This window comes from Ferrimonas sediminicola, assembly GCF_005116715.1.
Classification (GTDB): domain Bacteria; phylum Pseudomonadota; class Gammaproteobacteria; order Enterobacterales; family Shewanellaceae; genus Ferrimonas; species Ferrimonas sediminicola.
Genome location: NZ_SWCI01000002.1, coordinates 80,097 through 101,800, shown reverse-complemented (window position 1 = coordinate 101,800; position 21,704 = coordinate 80,097). Strand labels below are relative to the sequence as shown.

The following is a 21,704-nucleotide window of genomic DNA, read 5'->3' as shown; positions in this document are numbered from 1 at the left end:
TATGCAACACGATGGTTCGTCTTTCACCATCCATGGCACCCCGATCTCGCCAGGGTTGGCGCAGGGTATTACCCACGTCCACCATAATATGCTTGGGCTGATCGATGCGCCCGTGGACATTAACCAGAGCCAAGTCGAACAGGAACTGGCCCGTCTTGATCTCGCAACCGCGAGCATTTCGGGTGATCTTGAGGTGCTGGCGACGCGGGTGGAAAAAGAGATTGATTCGCGACTTTCCGAGGTGTTTGGCGCGCACCACCTGATGCTCAATGACCCGTCGCTGCAACAGGAGTTGAGAAAAGAAGTCGTCGACAACCTGCTCTGCGCGAGCAGCGCGGTGAAGGCGGTTTTTCTGCGCTGGGAAAGCCGGTTTCTGTCGTTGGAGTCCCAGATCGCCCGGGAAAAAGGCGATGATATGCGCGATCTATCGATACGCCTGCGCAATGCCCTCGCTGGAATTACGGTTCACCCACTCGATGAGATCCCCCAGGGGTGCGTCCTGGTCGCCTCGAGACTGCTGCCCTCAGATACCGTTTTTCTCGCCCATCGAGCCATCGCCGGCGTGCTGATCGAACACGGCAGCAGCGGTTCCCACGCGGCCCTGTTTGTTCGCCAGCTTGGCCTGCCCTGCATATCAGGCATCCCGGATCTGATGAGCACCGTGCCCGACGCTACTCTGGCGCTGCTGGATGCGGATGCGGGAACAGGATACAAAAACGGCTGGAAAGGTTAAGGTTTCATCGCCAAATCAAACCACAACCAACCAGCCGTTTTCGATGTCGAAGCTTACCTTTCCAATCCCTTTGTGGGAAGGGTTTTCACCCATCCGTACCGAAGTTCACCAACATGACCTGACCATCCACTTGTCACCCCAAGCTCATGGTATCTGTCGCTGTGGGCAACAGGTGGCTGCAATTCATGACACCAGCATACGCTCCATTAAAGAGCAGCCGATTCTCGATTACCAAGTAACGCTGTCGCTGCCCATTCGGCGACTTCGATGTGGTGATTGCGGCGTCGTCACTGAACATATCCCCTGGTTAAAGCGGTTCTCAAGGCTGACGGACAGACTGGTTCGGCACGCCGAACAGCTTCTTGAACTGTTGCCGGTTAAGCACGTCGCTAAGCTGACCGGATTGCACTGGCACACCCTAAAGGGCATCGATAAACAACGATTAGAGAGAGTGGTCACAGAGCCAGAATGGGGGAAGGTGCGTCGGTTAGTGATGGATGAGTTCGCCCTGTTCAAGGGGCATCGATACGCCACAGTCATCGCTGACGCCGATACCCACCAGGTACTGTGGGTGGGTGAAGGGCGTAGCAGGGAGGCGATTCGACCGTTCTTTACCATGTTAGGGGAACACTGCAACTACATCGAAGCAGTCGCCATGGACATGAACACCGCCTTCGACCTGGAGGTGGCCATGCACTGCCCCAACGCCGAGGTGGTCTATGACCTGTTCCACGTCATCGCCAAGTACGGTCGGGAGGTGATTGACCGGGTACGGGTCGATAGGGCCAACGAACTCAAGGCCGATAAGGGGGGCCAGACGGAGGGTGAAACGGGGCCGCTGGGTGCATGTACCGGTCGAATCCGATCACTGATTCCGCTCCAATCCGATCACTCATTCCGGAGCAAACCGATCACTGATTCCGTTTTTATCCGATCGATTTAGCCCAATTCTCCGGAATCGGTGATCGGAATACCGGAATCGATGATCGCTTTTCCGGAATGGCGTTCTTTTTCTAAGCAAAACAACATTTAACCTCAAAGCATGATTTCAAATTGCTGAGAGGGAATGACCGTGCCAAGAAAGAGAACCGATATGAAACAGATAAAAGAAGTACTTCGCCTGAAATACTGCGCGGGGCTCAGCAATCGAGACATCGCCAGATGCCTTAAGATCGGCGCCTCGACCGTCTCTGAACTCCTAACTCGTTGTAAATCTGCCGGGCTGGGTTGGCCCTTGGATGACGGCATCACCGATACCCAGTTATCCAGCCGACTCTACCCCCAGAGCTTACCTTCGCGGGGAAAGCGGCCGCTGGATTTCCCAACCATGCATCGGGAGCTGAAACGCCCCGCGATGACTAAGTTGCTGCTGTGGCAAGAGTACTACCAGGATGAGCCTGAAAGCGCCTATCACTACTCGCAGTTTTGCGAACTCTATGGCCGCTGGATCAACCGACAGAAACGCAGCATGCGCCAGCACCACAGGGCCGGTGAGAAGCTGTTCATCGACTTCTGTGGGCCCACTGTCCCGATCGTGAATCCTGAAACCGGCGAGACCTACCCAGCGCAGATCTTCGTCGCCACCCTAGGGGCATCGAACTACACCTACGTGGAGGCCTGCCGGAGCCAAAACAGCGAAAGCTGGTTGATGGCCCACTGCAACGCATTTGAGTTCTTCGGCGGAGTGCCGCAGATCTTGGTACCGGATAACCTGAAAGCCGCCGTGACCAAGGCCGATCGCTACGAGCCAGTGCTGAATCAGAATTACGCTCGACTGGCCAGACACTACAACACCGTGGTGATCCCGGCTCGCCCTTACAAACCCAAGGATAAAGCAAAAGCCGAAAACGCCGTCCTCATCGTCGAGCGCTGGATCTTGATGCGGCTGCGCAATCAGCTCTTCCATAGTCTTGGGGCGCTCAATCAGGCGCTAAAGCAGTTACTCGCTGAGCTCAGCGATCGCCCACAGCGGATCTTGTCTGGCTCTCGCCGCGAGTTGTTCGACCATCTGGATAAGCCTGCCTTGTTGCCGTTACCTAGCTATCGCTACGAGTACGTCGACAGCCGGCGTGCCAAGGTGGGACCGGACTATCACATCCTCTATCAAAAGCACGCTTACTCAGTTCCACACGCCCTGGTGGGCGAGCCGATCGAACTGGAAGCCAGCGCCCGGCTGGTTCGACTTTATCACCGAGGCCAATTGATCGCTCAACATCCCCGCAGTCACAAGCCCGGCGGCTTCAGCACGGTAGACGAGCACATGCCTCAGTCCCACCAAAGCCAGCGTTGGTCACCGGAGCGGCTGTTGGGGTGGGGAGCCAATATCGGCCCAGGCACCCGGGAAGTGGTCGCCCAACTGCTACGCGCCCGCCACCACCCCGAGCAGGCCTACCGCAGCTGCCTCGGCCTACTCAACCTAAGTCGTCAATACAGTAATGCCGGTCTGGAGAATGCCTGCCAGAAAGCCTTGCTGCTGGAGCGGCCTCAGTTAAAGACAGTGCGAAACCTGCTTAAACGCCCCGGAGAAGTCCAAGGCGAGTTGCCGCTCGACAATGAGCCACCGGCCCACACCAACTTACGTGGCCCCGGCTACTTCAACTGAGGAGGAGCTATGACTCAAGCCGTCTATGAACAACTGCGTCAACTGCGACTCAGCCATCTTGCTCAGGCTCTGGAACAACAACAGGCCCAGCCAGGCACCTATCTGGAGATGGACTTCTGTGAGCGGCTCACCTTGCTGCTGCAACATGAGCTAGACCACCGAGAAAGCAACCGGGTCAACCGGCTTAGGAAGCAAGCCAAGCTACGGTTGCAAGCTCAGGCCAGCCAACTGGACTACCGAGTTGAGCGAGGGCTATCGCGGAAGCAGATGGCGGAGTTGCTGAATGGCCAGTACCTACACCAATCACGCAATGTCCTGATCACCGGCCCAACCGGAAGTGGCAAAACCTACGTGGCTTGTGCCCTTGGGGAGCAGGCCTGTCAACAGCATCGGCGGGTGGGTTACTACCGGCTGCCCCGTTTGCTCGGCGATCTTGTCGCAGGGCATGCCGACGGTAGCTACAACCAGCAACTGACCCAACTCAGCAAGAAGGAGCTGCTGATTTTGGATGACTGGGGACTCGAAAAGCTGACTGGTCGCCAGGCCAGTGATCTACTGGAGGTGATGGAGGAGCGCTACCGACGCGGGAGCACGGTGATCGCCAGCCAACTGCCGATCAGCGAGTGGTATCAGATGATCTCAAACGCCACGGTAGCCGATGCGTTATTGGATCGACTACTGCACCACAGCCACCGACTGGAACTCAAAGGAGAATCGATGCGAAAACTGGAGCAATCCGATCACTTAGCTTAGAAATACAGTATGCGCTTAGAGACGCCATTAGGGTGATCGGATAACTCCGGAATCACTGATCGGAATCACCGGAATACGCAGCTGGGTGTTGCTGAAGAACCGGGAAAACATGACTGATAAACAGCAGTCCTACTTGGAGGAACTGCTGGCAGAGAACCGAGAACTGATGGTGGTGCACTTGATGAGAGAGCAGTTGAAGGAGCTCTGGTAGGCAGAAAGCCGCGAGGTTGCTCAGAATCAGTGGCAGCTATGGTGGCAACAAGTTCAGGAGAGTGGCATCAAGCCACTGTTGGACTTCGCTCTTAAACTCAAACCTTACCTTGCAGGCATCACTTCATCAGCGGTGTACCGGTTACATACCTGTCGGCTCGAGGGAATGAACAACAAGATTAAGGTGATAAAACGTATGGCTTACGGGTTCCGGGATAGCAGCTACTTCTTCTTGAAGATCCGAGCTGCTTTTCCCGGAGATACGCGATGAACCTTTTGTATGTGCGGTTCAAGGGGTAAGAGTCATTGAAAGCGTGAACGACCGGTATTGGCGCCCAACCAGCCGTTGGGCGCCATTGCAGCATAAAGACAGTAAGGCGGGTAAAGGCTCGATCAGGGATTGGCCAGGGCGTAAACATACACCTCGACGGTTTGGCCATTCTCCAGAATGGCCTGGGTTTGAGTGCGCTGATAGCCCTGCCCTTCAACCTCATCCAGTTCGGCCCAGTGGGCCTACAGGTTTTCTGAGCTGAAGACAAAGCCTTTAACCTTGTCTCCATCATCATTCAGGGTGATGCCGGGATAGCCCATGGCGGCGCCCCACACTCCCTGGCGCAGGATGCCGCGAATGGAACCGGCTTGCCAGCTGCCGCCAACCGCGTTAAGGATGTGTTCATTGGGACGCCCCGGTCCCAGGGTGCCATAGACAAAGAGTTTCTGCTCAGCCATACACTCGCTCGAGAAACGCCAACAGGTGACGGTTGACGAACTCGGGATTCTCCAGGGTGGAGATGTGACCCGCCTGGGGGATCTCCACCATCTCGGCGCCGGTGATCTCATCCAGCATCAGATAGCTCTCCAGCGCGGTGCGAGCCCTGTCCTCCTGGCCCACCATGATCAGCACCGGCAGCGCTAGCTTGGCCAGCTCTTCCACCTGATCGCGGCGACCGAAGATGATCCGTCCCAGACGAACGGTGTCGTCTATGCGGGACTCGGGCAGGCTGGCCAGGCGATCACGGAACCCCTGTGCCAGTTCAGGATGACGTTCTGTCACGTCGGTGGCGAAAAACAGCGGCACGATCTGCTCCAGCAGCGGCGCCGGCACCTGTCTGGCCTGCTCGATGGCCGCCAGCATGGCGAAGTACTTGCTGTGGGTCACCTCTGGCTCCAGGCCGACGAAGGTGTCCATCAGCACCAGGCTCTCGACCCTGGCGGGCGCCAGTTGCACCAGCTCGGTGGCCCACATGCCGCCAACGGACAGGCCCACCACCGAGAAGCGCTCCACCTCCAGGGCGTCCATCAGCGCCAGCATATCCTTGGCAATCCCCTTGAGGTTGCGGGTGTCGGCGGGCAGCGGCCCTGACGCGCCATGGCCCCAGAGATCGGGCACAATGCAGCGGTAGTGGCGACTCAGGGCCTCGATCTGGGGGGCCCACATGGCGGCGTCCCACAGGTAGCTGTGGCCGAAGAGCAGGACAGGACCCTCTCCCCGATCCTGGAAGCTCAGTTCGCTCCCCTGGATAGTGATGGATTTCATGACAATCTCCCGGTGTCTGGAGTGTAGGGTTGTTGTGGGCCCCACTCTACTCCAAGGATGGGGCCGATTTCATCCGGCGGTTTCACCCAATGTAGCCGACTGACGGCTTTTTCGGCGATGGCCGAACGGCGGTGACCCTCACCCCATCACTGCGGCAGTCAATTACATTTCTTGTTTAGTTTCAGTGGTTTTTAGGTATTATTATCGCCTCTTCAAAGCAATATATCCGCACACCGCCACTCCGAAGCAAGACAGAAGGAGTTTCATGAGCCACAACAAGCAGGTAACCGCCAATATCGACCGTATCAAGGCCGATGTGGAAGCGGCCACCAGCCAGGATCAGCTGATCCAGGTGATCACCTCCGTTCAGAACCATCCGGGTCCGCTGGATTACAACGACAAGCTGGCCCGCGCCATGATGTGGCTACTGATGGGCATCGCCGTCCTCGGCGCCGTCATCAACCACGCCATGGGCAACCGTTACAGCTCCCTCGCTATCGTACCCTATGCCCTGGTGGACAGCTCGGTGTACTGGGTGCCCGCGATGGTCGCCTTTGCCGTCGGCCGCCACTTTCACAACCACGGCAAGCTGCCTACCCTGCCCGGCCTGCTGAACCGCTCCTGGGTGGTGCCGGCACTGATCGCCGTCGTCGTCGGGCTGTTAGCCCAACTGCCCCCCTGGCAGATGGCCTACTGGTTCACACTAGGTAACCTGTTGATGTTGCTGACCCTGGGAGGCCAGGTGTACTTTGGACTGGAGATCAGCTTCGGCGCCCTCCTCCTCGGGGTGGGCCTGTATCTGTGGTTGAGAAAACGCAAGCACTGGCGCGACCCGGTTTCCGATCGCATCCAGCACCTGGACATCCTGTTCAACAATAACCTGCTGCAAGAGAGGGTCGATGCCACCGGCAAGGCCCGGCAGCTGGGAAGGCTGTTTCGCGATTTTGACCGGGGCAACTACAGCCGGGAGATCCGCGCCCTCTATAGCGGTGACTGCACCGGGGAGGTACATGACTTTGGCTATCAGTTGTACCATTTCCACTACGTGGATAAACGAACCGAAACCTACACCGACTCCGACGGCAAGACCAGGACCCGCACCCGCTATGATCACTACGATCGTTACGGGGTGCTGCTGGCGTTCCCCTTTGCCAAGGGGGTGTCCCTGGATGGTGACTCAAGACTCCGCTTTTATGGAGACAAGTACACCAGCGCTTCCAACGCCTTCAACCGCGCTTTCAAGGTACGCGCCAGGGATCAGATGGAGGCTGCCCGCCTGCTGACTCCGGCCGTGGTAGAGCTTCTGACCGAGTTTGGCAGCCGCTTCCGTCAGCCGGTGATCGAGATCACCGACAAGGGCAAGATGTGTATCGCCTTTGACGACAAGGACCTGCTGAAGCTGGAGCGCCGTCATGGCCTGGACCAGCCGGACGCCTTTAAAGAGGAGATCGCCGGCCACGCCAAGCTGGAGAAGCTGGATACCCTGCTAGAGATGGTCCACAACCTGATGCGATTGAGCGACAACAACTTTGCCTGATCCTGTCCCGCACCCCGGGCCAGCGCCAGGTGACAACAAGAGAAACCGACATGAACGAAACAAGCCTTATTCTACTCGCCCTGCCGCTGCTGCTTGTGGTGGTAGTGATCGTCATCTACAACGGCATCGTGGGTCGCCACAACGCCGTAGATCGAGCCTGGGCCTCGGTGCTAACTCAGGAGCGTCAGAAAAACAAGATCATCCCTCACGTGGAAAAGATGGTGGAGCAGTACAAGCTGCACGAAGCCTCGGTGTTCACCGAAGTAACCAAGCTGCGCAGCGCCATCAGCGATCTCAGCCAAGGGGGCGTCGATGCCGCTAAGCTGGCCCTGGCCGAGAAGCACACCGCCGGACTGCTTCAGGGGCTGAAGCTGGCCGTGGAAGCCTATCCGGACCTCAAGTCCTCTGACACCTACCTCAAGGTGATGGCGGAGATCTCCGAACAGCAGGAGCAGGTGGGTGCGGCGATCCGCATCTTCAACCGCAACGTTGAAGAGTTCAATAACGGCATCCAGATGTTCCCAGGCTCACTGGTCAATGCCATGTTCAACCGCAAGCAATCCATCAACAGCTTCAGCGACGCCGAGGCACAGGCAGGGTTTGACTACAAGCCCAACCTGTAATCCTCAACATGGCAAACAGAAAGCCCGGCTGTGCCGGGCTTTTTGGGGCTGCGTCTTAACTGGCTGTTGCTCATCAACCAACCTGGCTAGCAGGCGCTCCCTGCACCACAGTCACAATCGACACCCTGACGAACGTCAGGGTCCAAGGTCTGATGAATAGAGCACCAAGTTCCCAGTCATGCTTGAGTGCCTCACTAGATGGGCGAGCCCGGTTAAACCAGGGCATCGCCTAACTTCAACGGCTGACTCAGGCACAGCCCTTTTTAGGCCTCCAGGTAGCCGATCCTCAGCACAAAATCGATGAAGTTGAGGAACATGGGGTGGATCACCGGGGTCTTGGGATCGATGAAGGCGATGGCGGGCTCGCCGGGGTTGCGGCTGAAGTCCAGACACAGCAGGAAGCCGTTGTCCCAGGCCAGGGGCACCAGCTTGCGCAGCAGCGTCTCGTTCTGCTGCACGAAGTCTGGCGGGAGGGCGGCGGACAGGGTGGCGAAGGGATCGGGCTCCGGCAGCTGGAAGCAGGAGAGATCGAAAAACCAACGCCGGTCCGGACAGCGCAACTCCACTCCGATGGGTTTGAACGCCTTGCCCAGGGCGCTGGGATAGACATAGCGGGTACTGGCTTCGTAGCCGCCGCACTGCTCCAGGAAATCGATGATCAACTGGGGGTAGCGGATCCCCAGGCTCGTCTCCAGGTGGTACAGCACCTGGCGATCCAGCGGCGACTTCAGCGGCGCAAAGGAGATCTGACTCAGCTTGGAGTCCGGGGCCACCAGCTCCTCCCCTTTGTGGAGGATGGAGAGCTTGCGGTTGTCGGTAAACAGCTTCATGGGGCGTGGTACAGGGCAGGTTCGAGATTGTCGCAGACTACCACAGCCCAATTTGCCCGGACGACCCGGCCATTATGAATTGTTTCTATCGCCGCTAGGCGCCAATGGAATACACCGAGGTTGGCGCCTGGCCAAGGCAACAGGGAGTCCCCCTTTAGCAGACGGCTACAGATTGCCGAGTACCTTTACAATCTCTCTGGTATCTTCAATGATGCGCACCAGCTTCCCCTCGATGCTCACGGTCACCAGCCCCTTATCGTCCCGGGCGATCACCCGGCCGTGGCGGTAGAGATCATCGTCGATCATCTGCCCGACAGACAGCTTCTTCTGCCAGCCCGGAGGCAGACTCTGGCCCCGCGCCGCCTTTTTCTGCAACCCGGGTGGCAGCCCGTCCTGGTTGTGGTGTTTGGCGAAGGCCGGAGCCTGCAGTGCCAGTGCCAACAGCGGGGCCGCGATGGCGGCGGGTAGATGTTTCATACGACTGATCCAGTTTCAACTCAGAGGAGCAAACCCTATCAGAACTGGCGAATGAAGCTCAAGGAAAGGCGTGACAGTTGGCCAGATCGCCGCCGCAACGCCGGGTGCTCAGGCCAGGCACAGTTGCAGTCAGACGGTCATACTATGATGATGTAATGACAAGAGATTCAGGGAGAGACAACGATGATCAACCGAGTGCTACTGCTGTTGCTGCTGATGGGCGGCCAGGTTCAAGCCGCCATCCAACCCAGGGGGCTGGAGGAGATCAAGGCGGTGCAGTTTGCCTCCAGTCGGGTGATCACCGCTGGCCAACCGTCTGCCGAGCAGTTCCCCAGGCTGAAGGCGTCCGGGGTGGATCTGGTGATCAATTTGATCCCGGCGGGCAATGCCAGCGGCCTGGCCAACGAAGCCGAGCTGGTGGCGGCGGCGGGCATGAGCTATGCCCACATCGGGGTCGATTGGAACGCGCCCAGCAACGAGGACCTGGCACGCTTCCTGGCGGTGATGGATGCCAACCAGGATAAGGATGTGCTGATCCACTGCGCCGCCAACTACCGGGCATCGGCGTTTTACTACCTCTACCTGCTGCACACCGGCGCCAGCGACAGCGACACCCTGCAGCGCAAGGCGATGGCCCCGTGGGGCGACTTGGAGGAGGGGTTCAAGACCTATCCCCAGTGGCACAAGCTGATCGAAGAGGCCAAAAGGGCCCGCTAGGGCCCAGTACATTCGGTGATTCTACTCAGTCGCCTTGCAAGTTGCTCAGGAAGAGTTCCACCTTGCCGCAGCGCCGACAGGCGTACATCTCCAGGCTCTCCTTGTTCACGAACAGCTCACCCAACTCCCCCAGGGCGCCCCAACTGGTGCCCTCGTGGAAGTTCTTGGTGCCGACGAATTTCAACGGAACCTCACAGCGCAGGCACTCCAGTGCCCTGCCCCGGCTCTGTTGCTCCGGTTTACTCTGTCCTTTGGGACAACTGCAGTTCCAGCACACCTCAAACTCGTCGTCATCGATGGTGGCCTGACAGCCTTTACACACCCAACTCATCCACTCTCCTTCTACAAACTACGGTTCCCATCGCGCTCGTCCGGCACCACGGTTGGGCCGACAATGGCTGATCACTGCCCCTCCGATTGGGGAAGAGCGTCGAAGCTGGGCGCCTCATCCGCGCTCTTTACCCACTCGCCGCGGCTGGCGGTGAAGATCTTTGCCGTCACCGAAATCGGCACTGGCGTGTCGAGACTGCCGGCGGGCACGGTGACCCAACCCGAGCGGTCATCCACCGACGGAAGCGCCGAGCCACAGTGCCGACAGAAGCTTCTTACATGGAGGGTGCCGGGGTGGTGATAGGTGGTGACTGAGGCTGCCCCCTGAATCCAGGTTAAACTGGCATCCTGGGCAAACAGGTTGGCTCCGTGCACGGAGCCACTCCCCTTCTGGCAACGATGGCAATGACATAGGTACAGCGACTGACACTCGCCGGTAATTTCATAGTGCACCTTGCCGCACAGGCAGGACCCCTTATGCCGTGGTTTCATTGCCGCCTCCCGTCTCGATCTGACGCCACACCCGGTTGGGTGAGCGCGCCCTGTTTCAGTGCCGGCCTGAGCTCCCGGCTGCCGACGCTCTGCTGGATAGCCTGCGGTTGCCCATGCCCTACCATCGCCTTAGCCCTCCACCAGCACCATCGGAATATCTCTCATCCCCTGGCGATCCCTTACGCCTCCCCTGGGCTGAAAGCCGAAATGCCGATAGATCCGCTCGGCATTGAGTGCCGAGTTGACGGTGAATCGCCCACCATTGCCATGGTGTAACGACGCCGCCTTAACCTCGTCCCAAAGCCTGCGTGACAATCCCTGACCTTGAAAGCGGTCATCGACAAACAGATGATACAGGTGCTCATAATCGCGTATACCGGCAACACCAACGATCTCATTGTCGTGGGTCGCCGCCACCACATAAAAATGGTTGCTCGACAGGTATGACGCCATACTCTGCGGCGACATCGACGCCAACAAGGCATCATGCACCGACTCATCGCAGGTCGGACAGACATGCTTTCTCGTCAAAGGCTGGATCAACCGGCTGATTGCCTTAGCATCATCGGTCGTTGCCACCCTGATATGAATATTCATCTTGCTCCTGATTTCCGATCCCTGACAGGGCAAATCATCCATCGTTGCTCTGTGACCTCAGTCGCTTACGGATGGTACGGGATGGGGATAAGCCCGGAAACGTCGGCGGCTCCTTGGCTTCACGGCAGAGCGCCGTTACAGACTTCTGCTTGTTGACGGCAAACCGGAATACGACCTTCGTATCGCCACAATTCATTTATGGCCGTTTGAGCTCACCAACGCCAGTATCTTGCTGTTTTTTAAGGACGAAAATCTTACACTCAGTTCCGGTGGGTTTAAAGGGGCACCCTCACAGGACTCTGCCTCAATCGGGATCTCGAAGCCGATGATGATCTGGCTTACCCTGCTCAGCTGCGCCCGGTTGGTGGCGATGCCGGCCCGGGCTAACGTGGGTCCTGCCCCCACAGCGCCACCCGGAAGGGGTAGAGTTCGGCGCTCATAACCCCTTCCGAGACGGCCGGATCGCACTCCATCAGGTTGTGCGCCTGCTCCTGGCTGTCGGCCAGCAGCACCACGACACCAAAGCTGTGCTCATCCTCGGTCAGGGTGCGTCCGGCCATGGCCACCCTACCCTCATCCTTGAGCCGGCTCAGGTAGGCAAAGTGAGCCTCGACCGCCCCCGCTTCCTGTGGCGTCGGTCCCTGGCTGAGCATCTCTGGTCTAAGTGGCCTCAACTTATATAAAAACTGGTTCATCACGCCTCCTTTCGCACCTTGTGTCACCCCAGTGTATGTGACCTTGGGGGCCGACTCAATTTCCCTGGGAAACGGCCAGGATTCCCCTGTTGGTGTTCAGCGGGTTCAGGCATCACCCTGGCGGCCTGGAGAAAAGAGTTTCTACCCTCGAGTGCAGGGTTTTTCGCCTGAGATCCCAATTTGCCAATGCCACAAAACGACAACTTAAAAACCTGAATCTACTCTCTATTTCCCTTCATCAAACCCGGCTAATCTGGCAACACAAAATAGAATAACAGCCGGGATCTGCCTGCGGGCAACCGACGCCTGAATCCGGATCATACGGAGTAAAACATGTTGAGAAAACCGAACATCAGAAACCGCATCATCATCGGCATCAGCCTGCTGGTGTCCCTGCTGATGGCCTTCATCCTGCCCCTGATCATCATCCAGTTCTCCAAGGCGATCGACTCCGCCGAGCTGCGTCAGTTGGAGGAGCTGAATGAAACGGCCATCACCGAGCTCAACGCCTCCGGCCGGTTGGCCAAGGCCCTGGCCAGCGTGGTGTCCCTCACCCCGCAGTTCCAGCAGGCCTTCGCCCAGCAGGACCGGGAGGCTCTGGCCAACGCCACCCTGCCGATCTTCAAGGTGATGAAGGAGAAGTTTGGCGCCCGCCAGTTCCAGTTCCATAACCCACCGGCAACCTCCTTCCTGCGGGTTCACAAGCCGGCCAAGTTCGGTGATGACCTCTCCTCCTTCCGCCATACCGTGGTGGAGACCAACAGCAGACGCCAGCCTGTCATGGGCCTGGAGCGCGGCGTGGCCGGCATCGGCATCCGCGGGGTGGTACCGGTTGCCTTCCAGGGGCAGCACCTGGGGTCGGTGGAGTTCGGCCTCTCCTTTGGACAGGCGTTCTTCGACCGTTTCAAGGCGACCCACGTGGTGGATGTGGCACTGCACCTGCCCGACGGTAGCGGCTGGAAGGCGTTCGGCTCCACCTTGAAGGAGACTCGGCTGGGTACCGATGAGCAGTTGGCAACGGCGTTCAGCGGCCAGCCCCAGGTGGTTCAGACCCAACTGGGCGACGCCCCGGTGGCGGTCTACCTGCACAGCGTCAGCGACTACTCCGGCAAGCCCATGGGCGTGCTCGAGGTGGTGATGGACCGCAGCGACAACCTGGCCATGGTGACCCAGATGCGCAATACCGTCATCCTGGTTGGCCTGGCGGCCCTGGCCATCGGCATCGCCGTTGCCTGGATCATCGGCCGAGGCATCACCCGGCCCATTGAGGCCACCACCGCCACCATGACCAACATTGCCGATGGCGATGGTGATCTCACCCTGAGATTGGATGACCGGGGCCACGATGAACTGGCGGACCTGGCCCGCGCCTTCAACCGCTTTGCCGCCAAGGTGCACAACACCATCGGTGAAGTCACCGGCGTCGCCCGCCAGCTGGACGATGCCGCCCACCAGCTGGCCTCCATCACCGGCGACACCAAGCAGGGCATGGACCGGCAGTTACAGGAGACCGAGCAGGCGGCCACCGCCATGAACCAGATGAGCGCCACCGTCGAGGAGGTCGCCCAGAACGCCACCCTGGCGGCGGACTCCGCCCAAAACGCCGATACCGCCACAGACGCAGGCAAGGAGGTGGTCACCTCGGTCTCCGGCAGCATTCACCGGCTCTCCTCGGAGATAGACGGGGCGGTGACGGTGATCCGGGATCTGGAACAGGAGACCGGCCGCATTGACGGGGTGCTTGAGGTGATTCGCAACATTGCCGAGCAAACCAACCTGCTGGCTCTCAACGCCGCCATTGAGGCCGCCAGGGCCGGTGATCAGGGGCGGGGCTTCGCAGTGGTCGCCGATGAGGTGCGGACCCTGGCCAGCCGTACCCAGACCTCCACCCAGGAGATTCAGCAGATGATCGAGCAGCTGCAAAGCCAATCGGCACGGGCGGTGTCGGTGATGGACAGCAGCAGGCATACCTCGGAGCAATGCGTTGCCCTGGCGGGCAGTGCCGACCAGGCCCTGGGAGAGATCAGCCTGGCGGTCAGCAGCATTACCGAGATGAATATGCAGATCGCCAGCGCCGCCAACGAGCAGTCGGCAGTGTCCAACGAGATCAACAAGAACGTGACCAACATTAATGAGATTGTCGCCGAAACCGGTCAACAAACCGACCGAGCGGCACAGGCGGGTAAGGACCTGGCCAGGCTGTCTGATAACCTGGCGCGGCTGATCAGTCAGTTCAAGCTCTGACCGAGAGAGGGGGCCAATCGGCCCCCTCTCCTTTCCTGTCTTCAGCGCACCGTCTTCACCCGGAAGGCGCCATCCAGGGGATCGCCCCGATAGTACCCTCCCGGCCGGCGCAGCGGTTCCACCTCGACCTCTAACTCGCGAATGCGCCGCCTAAGCAGACGGTTTTCCTCGCCCGCTTGCGTCAGTCGCAACCTGCATTCGGCCAGGTGCTGCCTAAGCGGTCCGTTCTCTTCAGAGCGCTCGGCAGGGCGTCCCCGGCCTCCGACCACGGCCATGCCAATGCAAAGCAGGAAGGCAAACAGGCACCCGAAGGCCAGTCCTCCGACGAAGGCAACGGCATCCACACTCATGACAACCTCCCTGTTTAACGCTTAACCCTTAACTTAAGCGTAGACCATTTTTCATCCACATCAGGTGATTAGCTATTCGTGCGGCAACCCATTTGAAGCTTTACGCCCCGCCGGGGTTAGGTGGCCACCCTGGCCAGGTGAAGACTGTTGCCCGGATCAGCCGGCGCCCTCAGTTCGGAGGGGATGGGATAGTCCGGGTGATCCACGTCACGGCAGGCCGAAACGGCGGGCAGTGGCGGCTCCCACCTCGCCCGGGTCGCCGCCACCAGGGCGCTGAGAGAGGGGACCAGCGCCGGATAGTGCTCCCAGTCACGGGGCCAGTCCGCCCGGTCTGCCCGGACGATCACCTGGCTCATCCACTGGCGCCGCAGTTCGGTCCACGCCGGCGACTGGCTGTGGCCCTCCAGTACCGCCTGCCAAGGGCGGATCTCCACATAAAGGGTCCGCCGCCCCCCCGGGGAGCGCTTCGGCTGAGATCCGTGGAGAATCATCATGTCCTGCACCAGGATGTCGCCCCGTCGCGCCGGCTGCTCCACCACTCCGGGCGGCTCCCAGCCGTAACGCTCCGACAGGGACTCGATGGGCTGACGCTTATGCTGGGTCGCAGGGAGATAGCGCAGGCAGCCATCGCCGGCAGCGGCATCGTCCAGGTAGAGGCCGACATTAAGGTAGGGAAAACGGCGGTCATGCTGCGCCCCTTGGTGCCAGGTGCTCACCGGATGGGGGTGCTGATGCTTGTAGAGCAGATCCGCGTGCAGAGGCACCGCTCCGGGCCCGCACAGCTCCCGCGCCAGGGCCATCATCGCCGGCGACGCCAGGGTCTCCAGCAGAAGCTCGGGGGCGTGACAGAACAGGTTGTCGTAACGCATCACTCTGGGACCCGCCGGGTCCTCAACCACGCAGAACTCGCCCTGATGCCGGCCCAGGCGATGGGCCTCCAGCGCCTGCTTCTCCAGGGTGTCGGCCAGTTCCCTCCACCTCTGCACCAAGCGATCGGGAAACGCCCTGGGAAGCAGCAGGAATCCCCGCCTTGAAAACCGACGGCGCTGATCCGGGGTTAACTGATAGTTTCTCATACGCCCTCCATGGCTTGGCCATCAACAGAGACCTTCTCCTAAATTATCCAGTTTCTCCCCGTCGACAAACCTGTCCGTCACATTTCAGCCTGCTCTCACATTGCGCCGGGCCGATCACCTAATCCACAGCTGCGCTCAACCCGGACCCGATGATGGCCAAGGGAGCCGTAGGCCGAAGAATTCACTCCGAGGGTAAGACGATGAGTTATAGTTAGTAACATCAAAGCAGCATGCGCCCACAAAGCACAAACAGTCGAGCGATGACAAACAGTTAGAGTCCAGCGCAGTAACCATGCTCTATATCGCTCCCGGGTTGATTGAGTTGTCACTCCTGAGCTCATTTCATAGCTGGAGCCGCCTGAACCATGTCACCGGATTACCTGTACCAACTGGCCCAACAGCTGTTGGAGAAAGCAAACACAGAGCTTGTCCAGACGGACACCTACATCCAGTTCCTCATCATCCTGGCGATCTACACCTTCGCCTACCTGGTGGCGAGCCGGATACTGAGGCTCTCCCCGTTTCTGGATAAGGGCGACAAGGCGGAGGGCGACCCGGGCTGGCGCCTGTTCCTCTCCAAGCTGGGAGGGTTGCTCTTCCCGGTTCTGGCGATCTTCCTGCTGCGGCTCTCCCTGGCCATCACCAAGACCACCCTGAGCCAGGGCTGGCTGGTGCAGACGGCGCTGACCATCGCCATCTTGATTCTGTTCAACTCGATCATTCATAACTTTATTCGTAACCGGGTCGTTGCCAGGCTCTTCCGTTGGATCGGCCTGCCCATCCTGCTGCTGCACCTGCTCGGCCTGCTCGGCGGGTTGATCGAGATCCTCGAATCCATCTCGATTAACCTAGGCAACATCGAGATCTCGGCCTATGGCATCGCCCGCCTGGCGATTTTTGGCTCACTGCTGTTCTGGTTAGGCCGCGTCAGCAGCAAGACCGGCCGTGAGTTCATCTCCCACCAGGAGGATCTGGATGTCCGTACCCGCGAAGTGGCGGCCAAGCTGTTCGAGATCGTCATCTTCTTTATTGTCTCTTTGCTGCTGCTCAAGATCCTGGGGATCAACCTCACGGCCCTGGCGGTATTCGGGGGAGCACTGGGTGTCGGCATCGGCTTGGGGTTGCAGGCCATCGCTTCCAACTTCATTTCCGGCATCATCATCCTGGCTGATCGGTCGGTGTCGTTAGGGGATTACGTCGAACTGGATGACGGCTCCACCGGGGTGGTCCGCGAGCTGAGCATGCGGGCAACCACCCTCGAAACCTTTGACGGCAAAGACATCGTGGTGCCCAACGACAAGTTCATTACCGAAACCTTTATCAACTGGACCCACAAGGACAAGCGACAACGCTACCGAGTCGATTTTTCCGTCGCCTACCACACCGATGTCCGCAAGCTGGTCGAGATCATCAAGGGGGTGGTAGCCACCCACCCCCAAGTCTTCAGTGGCGATGCCGTTCCCCTGGAGGAACGACCGGATTGCGAGATAGACAGTTTCGGCGACTCCGGCATCAACATGTTTGTCGAATTCTGGATGGAGGGGATCGACGACGGCAAAAACCGGGTTGGGGGCGATCTGATGCTGATGATACTGGAGGCCCTGCAGGAGCATGGCTTCGAAATTCCGTTCCCTCAGAGGGAAGTGCGCATTCTCAACCGGGGCCACCCGGGTCTGGGCAAGATCAAATAGGGCTCGGAGCACCAGGTATCGAACTGAGTCGGGGTGAACCCCTCGTGCATGCCGGCAACGGTGACAATCAACGGGGAAGGACCGCCGACAGCCCGGCCAGTTCAAGTTCGAACGGCCCCTGCTGCCCCTCCCCGACCAACAGGCCGATCTGCGCCACCCGGCCGGGGTCAATGGGATCGGCGCCGGTCACCGCCCGGCCACGATATCTGGGCCGGAACCGGCACAGGGACAGCGCCAACACCTGCCACCGCTTCCCGCCAGTTTCGAAGGGAGCCACATAGACCACCCCATCGACGGCACCATCCATCTTCAGCCTGAGCTGGTAGCGTTTGCCATCCCCCCTGAGCCGGAGCGCCAGCGCCCGGCAGTCGCCGGGCAGGGAAAGGGCCCGCCGCATCGAGGCAAACCCACCGCCGTTGGCCAGGGAGACCTGCCCCTGGAACAGGCAGCCGTGCCCGGTGGCCAGCATACGGCTGTGGGACACTCCCCCCATCACCGCGTCGTTGACGCTGTGCCAACGGGCACATTCACCCCTGTCGGCAAAATTGATCAGCTCCATCTCCGTCCCTCTCCATCTCTCTGCGACACCTTTCGCCTCACACCCCGCCCCAGTCTCTACTGACTCCTACCCGCAATCACCAACAGAGCTGCAGGGTCGCCCCAACCAAGGTGCCCCTATCCAGCATACCCCAACCCGGCGGCCATCACAGACCCTGACGCCCCTCGCCGTCGTTTTGACGCCTGGCTGCCACCGAATTAAACCCAGATCAATCATGCGATTTCTCATAACTTATGCCGAATCCACTTCGAAACCATCTAAAAACAAGCAAAATCCGGCCAAGATGTTAAAAGGTTGTATTCTCGCCACTCACTTAGTCTGCTTTTTGACCATCAGAATGTAATTTAGTTACAGCAAGGCCGATAAGCAGTCTTACCCTGATGCATTCGGCAGTGAATTAGAAATTTGCGATATACACATTGGGAATTCTCAATACAGAATCCCAACAAGACCGGGGGCTGTGGCGCAGATAAAAAAAGGCGGCGCTGATGAGACGCCGCCTTTTGCAGGGAAATGATAATGAACCTAACACCGTAGATTTGTAATTAAGTTCACAAATCATCTTACCGATTACAGACGCAAATGGAACTGTTGTTTGTCACATATTTTCTCTAAACATCCCTCGATTGTGTGTTTTGCAGCCATTTTCAGCTACGGAAAGGTAACAAAACTGCGTGCGTCACGCCTTTGAGCCAAAGTTTGATATGAAACTCATGATTTCTCGAAGTTACTCAATGCCCCTGACCGAGAGCCACATCACACCAGGCCCAACCGCTGTGATAAATAACATTGTGTTTACGCCAGGGCGCCTGCTCTACTGTGGGATCTGTTGTTGGAGATCACCATGCCCCTCTATTTTGCCGCCATGGCAAGACCCAGTGGGAGGCAGACCGGTGCCACTACCAACACCGTGGACAAAGGTAAGAGATCGGGTCCAGAGAACTCTCCGGCGTCCCCGGTATGATGTTGCCGAGGCTACCAGCGGGGGTTGCTGCTAGCCCTCCTTGCTCTCCCCCCGGGGGCTATCTAGAGTTAGGTGTGACCTTCAATCTGTCCCCAACCCATCGGGGGAGGCAACACCATGAACATCATCCGTATCGCACTCCTGAGCCTGCTACTGCCCGTGGCAGCACTGGCCCAGCCGATCAAGGCGGTTTTCCACATCGATGATCCCAGCCAGGCCCGCTTCGCCCTCTACATGGCCCAGGATCACCTCAAGTTGAAGCCCGACATGCAGATCACCCTGGTCGCCTACGCCGCCGGAGTGGACTTCCTCCTCAAGGGGGAGACCGACAGGGACGGTGACGCCTACGCGCCCGATGTCGCGGCGCTGATGAAGCAGGGGGTGCAGTTCCGTTTCTGTGCGGCGACCCTAAGGTTCAGGGAACTGGAGGAGAGCCAGGTGTTGACCGGAGTGACCTTCGTCCCCTCAGGCACCATGGAGATCCTCCGCCTGCAGGCAGAGGAGGGGTTTGTCTACATCAAACCCTGATGACGCAGGGGCGCGTTCAGGGCACCCTTGCCGCGATCACAGACAGATCAGCGCGTGCTGACGAATCGCCTTCTCTAGCGCCGGGAAGTCATTGATCTGTTCAGAGACCACAAACAACGGTCGCTGGCGGGCGTCCTCCACCACCATCACCTGGGAGGTGGGGTCGTAGTGGGCGTCCTCCACCTCCTGCCACAGATGGCGAATGAAGTTGCCATCGGCACTGGTCAGGGTGAAGCCAACGGGATCGATCTGGATCTCTGTGTTGAGAAACGGAAGCAACCGCAGGATCTGGTAGGTCATGCGGAAGCAGCACAACCCCAGCGCGGCACAGAACAGGATCAACGCCCAGTGCGGGTTGTCCACCCAGGTGGGAAACATCAGGGTCAAAGTGCCGGCGAGGGCCAGAAGCGGCAGCTCGATATGAACACGCTGCTTCACCTCATCGGGATGCGTGAAAACATGAGTCATAGTGGTGTGTCCCTTAACAAAGAGTGCCGAACCGGCAATCTGTCCTACTCCCTACGTCTATAACATGGCCCCTATCTGGGCACTTTTCCACCATTTTTCACTGCCGTGGCCCCGATTGCATCGCCCTTGCGGCGATCGAATCCCGGTCGCCGAGCTGAGAAATCAGCCTCGGGAGGAGACGCTGTTTTCAACTCGCGGTCAGTTACTTACCCATAAAGTAATAGGCCCGGAGTGAAGCCGATCACACTTCCTCCGGCCTCGGCACAGAGTGCTTGAGCATTCCTGAGTATTTCACTAAGGTATAACCGTCATTCTGAATGCACCTTTAAGGGACGAGTTAGCACCGACCAGCCGGGTGGCTCAGGATGACACCGAATCATTGCAGGTGACCCTATGCTGAATATCGACGATCCCAACTTCAAAGACCCGACCCCGGCGCTGTTTCGGCTGGGTTTCCGTCCCCTGTTCCTGGCCGGCGCCGCCGCTGCCGCACTGCTGATCCCCCTGTGGTTGCTGGTGTGGTATCTGCCCGGCCAGTCGCCCATCTTGAGCCCGAGCTTCTACTCGCCGGTGATCCCCATCTGGTGGCACCCCCACGAGATGCTGTTCGGATTCGCCATGGCCATCGTCGCCGGATTCCTGCTGACCGCCGTGCAGAACTGGACCAATCAGCCCGGCCTTAAGGGCTGGCCTCTGGCCCTGGTGTTTGGCCTGTGGCTGATCGCCCGGGTAAGCCTGATGCTGCCTGCGGCCGTCCCCCTGTGGCTGCCCGCCGCCGCCGATGCCGGCTTCCTGCTGATCACCGCCGCCAAGCTGGCCCAGGCCATCATCAAGGTGCGGCAGTGGCGCAACCTGGGCTTCCCCATCCTGCTGCTACTGGCAACCCTGGCCAACCTCTACAGTTACTACGCCCTGTACCAGAGGGACATGGTTCTCGCCTCCACCCTGTGGCAGGGGATGATCTGGTGGATGGCGCTGATGATCACCTTCGTCGGCGGCCGGGTGGTGCCCTTTTTCACCGCCATCCGCATTAAGCGGGGCAAACCCTCTCCCCTGCCCTACCTGGACTGGCCACTGTTTACCGCCCTGGGGGTGCTGGCCATCAACGCGGTAACCCATACCCTCGAGGGCGTGGCGTTGCAGTCGCTGCTGGTCCTGGCTGGCCTGCTGCAACTGGTTCGCCAGGCCCGCTGGTTTCCCCACAAGACCCTGAAGGAGCCTATGCTGTGGTCGCTGCACCTGAGCTATCTGTGCATCGCCCTGGCCCTGCTGGGGATGGCACTGTTCCTGGACAACCCCCTTGTGGAGCGGCAGATGCTGCACCTGGTGGGCGTCGGCGCCATCGGCGGCATGTGCCTGTCGATGATCTCCCGGGTCTCCCTGGGTCACACCGGTCGTAACATCTACGCCGGGCCAACCATGGCGCCCGCCTTCCTGATGATCCTGATCGCCGCCCTGGTGCGGGCCTTCGGCCCCATCCTGTGGCCAGACTCCACCCCCACCTGGCACTGGCTGGCCGCCAGCCTGTGGACCGCCGCCTTCGGACTGTTCCTGTGGCACTACACCGGCATGCTCAGTAAACCCAGGCTGGACGGACGCCCCGGCTGATGACCCGGACGGGGCGCTGCAACCGGCCAGCCGCCCCCTCCTCGACTAGATTTACCGATAACCACAACAAGACAACGAGAGCC

At 59.4% G+C, this 21,704-nt stretch carries 21 protein-coding genes and 3 pseudogenes; 12 read left to right on the top strand and 12 right to left on the bottom strand.

Annotation, left to right across the window (positions count from 1 at the left end; translation table 11 throughout):
• Position 1: 1 nt before the first annotated feature.
• The 5 genes and pseudogenes from FCL40_RS03860 to FCL40_RS03835 all read left to right on the top strand — a co-directional run bounded on the left by FCL40_RS03860 (position 2) and on the right by FCL40_RS03835 (position 4,569).
• Positions 2-733 (top strand): phosphoenolpyruvate-utilizing N-terminal domain-containing protein, encoded by a 732-nt coding sequence (locus FCL40_RS03860; protein WP_136851563.1) that lies wholly within the window; start codon positions 2-4, stop codon positions 731-733.
• Positions 690-1,578: pseudogene (locus tag FCL40_RS18725) on the top strand (ISL3 family transposase); the annotation flags it as partial. The gene FCL40_RS03860 and the pseudogene FCL40_RS18725, both read left to right, overlap by 44 nt.
• A gap of 227 nt (positions 1,579-1,805) precedes the next feature.
• Positions 1,806-3,335 carry an IS21 family transposase gene (istA, locus tag FCL40_RS03850; protein ID WP_229360278.1) on the top strand — a complete coding sequence of 510 codons (1,530 nt, stop codon included), beginning with the start codon at positions 1,806-1,808 and terminating at the stop codon, positions 3,333-3,335.
• A 9-nt stretch (positions 3,336-3,344) separates the two neighbouring features.
• A complete protein-coding gene (gene istB / locus FCL40_RS03845; RefSeq protein ID WP_136851557.1) occupies positions 3,345-4,088 on the top strand; it encodes an IS21-like element helper ATPase IstB in 744 nt (247 codons plus the stop codon).
• Between the two features lie 40 nt (positions 4,089-4,128).
• Positions 4,129-4,569: pseudogene (locus tag FCL40_RS03835) on the top strand (ISL3 family transposase).
• 122 nt (positions 4,570-4,691) lie between these two features.
• Here FCL40_RS03835 and FCL40_RS18865 read toward each other — a convergent pair.
• A pseudogene (locus FCL40_RS18865) lies at positions 4,692-5,027 on the bottom strand (gamma-glutamylcyclotransferase family protein).
• Positions 5,020-5,835 (bottom strand): alpha/beta fold hydrolase, encoded by an 816-nt coding sequence (locus FCL40_RS03825; RefSeq protein WP_136851554.1) that lies wholly within the window; start codon positions 5,833-5,835, stop codon positions 5,020-5,022. Before FCL40_RS03825 ends, FCL40_RS18865 begins: the two are co-directional and overlap by 8 nt.
• Positions 5,836-6,100: 265 nt before the next feature.
• Here FCL40_RS03825 and FCL40_RS03820 point away from each other — a divergent pair, with 265 nt between their 5' ends.
• A complete protein-coding gene (locus FCL40_RS03820) occupies positions 6,101-7,372 on the top strand; it encodes a DUF3137 domain-containing protein (protein WP_136851552.1) in 1,272 nt (423 codons plus the stop codon).
• A 50-nt stretch (positions 7,373-7,422) separates the two neighbouring features.
• The gene (locus tag FCL40_RS03815; RefSeq protein ID WP_136851550.1) at positions 7,423-7,995 is read left to right on the top strand and encodes a LemA family protein; all 573 of its coding nucleotides are present in this window, start codon (positions 7,423-7,425) and stop codon (positions 7,993-7,995) included.
• 263 nt (positions 7,996-8,258) lie between these two features.
• On the opposite strand, the gene FCL40_RS03810 is transcribed toward FCL40_RS03815, so the two are convergent.
• Together FCL40_RS03810 and FCL40_RS03805 are read right to left on the bottom strand one after the other, a co-directional pair.
• The gene (locus FCL40_RS03810; RefSeq protein ID WP_136851548.1) at positions 8,259-8,825 is read right to left on the bottom strand and encodes an SMI1/KNR4 family protein; all 567 of its coding nucleotides are present in this window, start codon (positions 8,823-8,825) and stop codon (positions 8,259-8,261) included.
• Between the two features lie 165 nt (positions 8,826-8,990).
• Positions 8,991-9,302 (bottom strand): hypothetical protein, encoded by a 312-nt coding sequence (locus FCL40_RS03805; protein ID WP_136851546.1) that lies wholly within the window; start codon positions 9,300-9,302, stop codon positions 8,991-8,993.
• A gap of 183 nt (positions 9,303-9,485) precedes the next feature.
• Between FCL40_RS03805 and FCL40_RS03800 the strand changes: the two genes are divergently transcribed.
• The gene (locus FCL40_RS03800; RefSeq protein WP_169306993.1) at positions 9,486-10,019 is read left to right on the top strand and encodes a protein tyrosine phosphatase family protein; all 534 of its coding nucleotides are present in this window, start codon (positions 9,486-9,488) and stop codon (positions 10,017-10,019) included.
• 25 nt (positions 10,020-10,044) lie between these two features.
• Here FCL40_RS03800 and FCL40_RS03795 read toward each other — a convergent pair whose 3' ends face one another.
• The 4 genes from FCL40_RS03795 to FCL40_RS03780 all read right to left on the bottom strand — a co-directional run bounded on the left by FCL40_RS03795 (position 10,045) and on the right by FCL40_RS03780 (position 12,133).
• Positions 10,045-10,350 (bottom strand): hypothetical protein, encoded by a 306-nt coding sequence (locus tag FCL40_RS03795; protein WP_136851545.1) that lies wholly within the window; start codon positions 10,348-10,350, stop codon positions 10,045-10,047.
• 71 nt (positions 10,351-10,421) lie between these two features.
• Positions 10,422-10,841, bottom strand: coding sequence for a GFA family protein (locus FCL40_RS03790; protein ID WP_136851543.1), 420 nt, complete (start codon positions 10,839-10,841; stop codon positions 10,422-10,424).
• Between the two features lie 129 nt (positions 10,842-10,970).
• A complete protein-coding gene (locus FCL40_RS03785) occupies positions 10,971-11,438 on the bottom strand; it encodes a GNAT family N-acetyltransferase (protein WP_136851541.1) in 468 nt (155 codons plus the stop codon).
• Positions 11,439-11,821: 383 nt separating this feature from the next.
• On the bottom strand, positions 11,822-12,133 hold the full coding sequence (locus FCL40_RS03780; protein ID WP_136851539.1) for a YciI family protein: 312 nt from the start codon (positions 12,131-12,133) through the stop codon (positions 11,822-11,824).
• A gap of 333 nt (positions 12,134-12,466) precedes the next feature.
• Between FCL40_RS03780 and FCL40_RS03775 the strand changes: the two genes are divergently transcribed.
• Entirely contained in the window at positions 12,467-14,377 is a 1,911-nt protein-coding gene (locus FCL40_RS03775; protein WP_136851538.1) for a methyl-accepting chemotaxis protein, read from the top strand.
• Between the two features lie 41 nt (positions 14,378-14,418).
• Here the strand turns inward: FCL40_RS03775 and FCL40_RS03770 are convergent, their stop codons facing one another.
• Positions 14,419-14,727, bottom strand: a complete 309-nt coding sequence (locus FCL40_RS03770; RefSeq protein WP_136851536.1) for a hypothetical protein — start codon at positions 14,725-14,727, stop codon at positions 14,419-14,421.
• Positions 14,728-14,843: 116 nt separating this feature from the next.
• The gene (locus tag FCL40_RS03765) at positions 14,844-15,803 is read right to left on the bottom strand and encodes a phytanoyl-CoA dioxygenase family protein (protein ID WP_136851534.1); all 960 of its coding nucleotides are present in this window, start codon (positions 15,801-15,803) and stop codon (positions 14,844-14,846) included.
• 365 nt (positions 15,804-16,168) lie between these two features.
• Between FCL40_RS03765 and FCL40_RS03760 the strand changes: the two genes are divergently transcribed.
• The gene (locus FCL40_RS03760) at positions 16,169-17,494 is read left to right on the top strand and encodes a mechanosensitive ion channel family protein (protein ID WP_136851532.1); all 1,326 of its coding nucleotides are present in this window, start codon (positions 16,169-16,171) and stop codon (positions 17,492-17,494) included.
• Positions 17,495-17,561: 67 nt separating this feature from the next.
• Here the strand turns inward: FCL40_RS03760 and FCL40_RS03755 are convergent, their stop codons facing one another.
• Entirely contained in the window at positions 17,562-18,053 is a 492-nt protein-coding gene (locus FCL40_RS03755; RefSeq protein ID WP_136851530.1) for a CIA30 family protein, read from the bottom strand.
• Positions 18,054-19,134: 1,081 nt separating this feature from the next.
• Between FCL40_RS03755 and FCL40_RS03750 the strand changes: the two genes are divergently transcribed.
• Positions 19,135-19,545 (top strand): DsrE family protein, encoded by a 411-nt coding sequence (locus FCL40_RS03750; RefSeq protein ID WP_136851528.1) that lies wholly within the window; start codon positions 19,135-19,137, stop codon positions 19,543-19,545.
• Between the two features lie 36 nt (positions 19,546-19,581).
• Here FCL40_RS03750 and FCL40_RS03745 read toward each other — a convergent pair whose 3' ends face one another.
• Complete coding sequence (locus tag FCL40_RS03745) at positions 19,582-20,013, bottom strand: hypothetical protein (RefSeq protein ID WP_136851526.1); 432 nt, start codon at positions 20,011-20,013, stop codon at positions 19,582-19,584.
• A gap of 393 nt (positions 20,014-20,406) precedes the next feature.
• Here FCL40_RS03745 and FCL40_RS03740 point away from each other — a divergent pair, with 393 nt between their 5' ends.
• Positions 20,407-21,621 (top strand): NnrS family protein, encoded by a 1,215-nt coding sequence (locus tag FCL40_RS03740; RefSeq protein WP_136851524.1) that lies wholly within the window; start codon positions 20,407-20,409, stop codon positions 21,619-21,621.
• Positions 21,622-21,704: the final 83 nt, after the last annotated feature.

What these genes read in the sequence shown, in the direction of transcription:
- FCL40_RS03785 (WP_136851541.1), bottom strand. Translation starts at nt 11,438, where the DNA reads ATGAATATTCATATCAGGGTGGCAACGACCGATGATGCTAAGGCAATC.
- FCL40_RS03740 (WP_136851524.1), top strand. Translation starts at nt 20,407, where the DNA reads ATGCTGAATATCGACGATCCCAACTTCAAAGACCCGACCCCGGCGCTG.
- FCL40_RS03775 (WP_136851538.1), top strand. Translation starts at nt 12,467, where the DNA reads ATGTTGAGAAAACCGAACATCAGAAACCGCATCATCATCGGCATCAGC.
- FCL40_RS03860 (WP_136851563.1), top strand. Translation starts at nt 2, where the DNA reads ATGCAACACGATGGTTCGTCTTTCACCATCCATGGCACCCCGATCTCG.
- istB (WP_136851557.1), top strand. Translation starts at nt 3,345, where the DNA reads ATGACTCAAGCCGTCTATGAACAACTGCGTCAACTGCGACTCAGCCAT.
- FCL40_RS03765 (WP_136851534.1), bottom strand. Translation starts at nt 15,803, where the DNA reads ATGAGAAACTATCAGTTAACCCCGGATCAGCGCCGTCGGTTTTCAAGG.
- FCL40_RS03745 (WP_136851526.1), bottom strand. Translation starts at nt 20,013, where the DNA reads ATGACTCATGTTTTCACGCATCCCGATGAGGTGAAGCAGCGTGTTCAT.
- FCL40_RS03820 (WP_136851552.1), top strand. Translation starts at nt 6,101, where the DNA reads ATGAGCCACAACAAGCAGGTAACCGCCAATATCGACCGTATCAAGGCC.
- FCL40_RS03815 (WP_136851550.1), top strand. Translation starts at nt 7,423, where the DNA reads ATGAACGAAACAAGCCTTATTCTACTCGCCCTGCCGCTGCTGCTTGTG.
- FCL40_RS03795 (WP_136851545.1), bottom strand. Translation starts at nt 10,350, where the DNA reads ATGAGTTGGGTGTGTAAAGGCTGTCAGGCCACCATCGATGACGACGAG.
- FCL40_RS03760 (WP_136851532.1), top strand. Translation starts at nt 16,169, where the DNA reads ATGTCACCGGATTACCTGTACCAACTGGCCCAACAGCTGTTGGAGAAA.
- FCL40_RS03790 (WP_136851543.1), bottom strand. Translation starts at nt 10,841, where the DNA reads ATGAAACCACGGCATAAGGGGTCCTGCCTGTGCGGCAAGGTGCACTAT.
- FCL40_RS03825 (WP_136851554.1), bottom strand. Translation starts at nt 5,835, where the DNA reads ATGAAATCCATCACTATCCAGGGGAGCGAACTGAGCTTCCAGGATCGG.
- FCL40_RS03780 (WP_136851539.1), bottom strand. Translation starts at nt 12,133, where the DNA reads ATGAACCAGTTTTTATATAAGTTGAGGCCACTTAGACCAGAGATGCTC.
- FCL40_RS03755 (WP_136851530.1), bottom strand. Translation starts at nt 18,053, where the DNA reads ATGGAGCTGATCAATTTTGCCGACAGGGGTGAATGTGCCCGTTGGCAC.
- FCL40_RS03770 (WP_136851536.1), bottom strand. Translation starts at nt 14,727, where the DNA reads ATGAGTGTGGATGCCGTTGCCTTCGTCGGAGGACTGGCCTTCGGGTGC.
- FCL40_RS03800 (WP_169306993.1), top strand. Translation starts at nt 9,486, where the DNA reads ATGATCAACCGAGTGCTACTGCTGTTGCTGCTGATGGGCGGCCAGGTT.
- FCL40_RS03805 (WP_136851546.1), bottom strand. Translation starts at nt 9,302, where the DNA reads ATGAAACATCTACCCGCCGCCATCGCGGCCCCGCTGTTGGCACTGGCA.
- FCL40_RS03750 (WP_136851528.1), top strand. Translation starts at nt 19,135, where the DNA reads ATGAACATCATCCGTATCGCACTCCTGAGCCTGCTACTGCCCGTGGCA.
- FCL40_RS03810 (WP_136851548.1), bottom strand. Translation starts at nt 8,825, where the DNA reads ATGAAGCTGTTTACCGACAACCGCAAGCTCTCCATCCTCCACAAAGGG.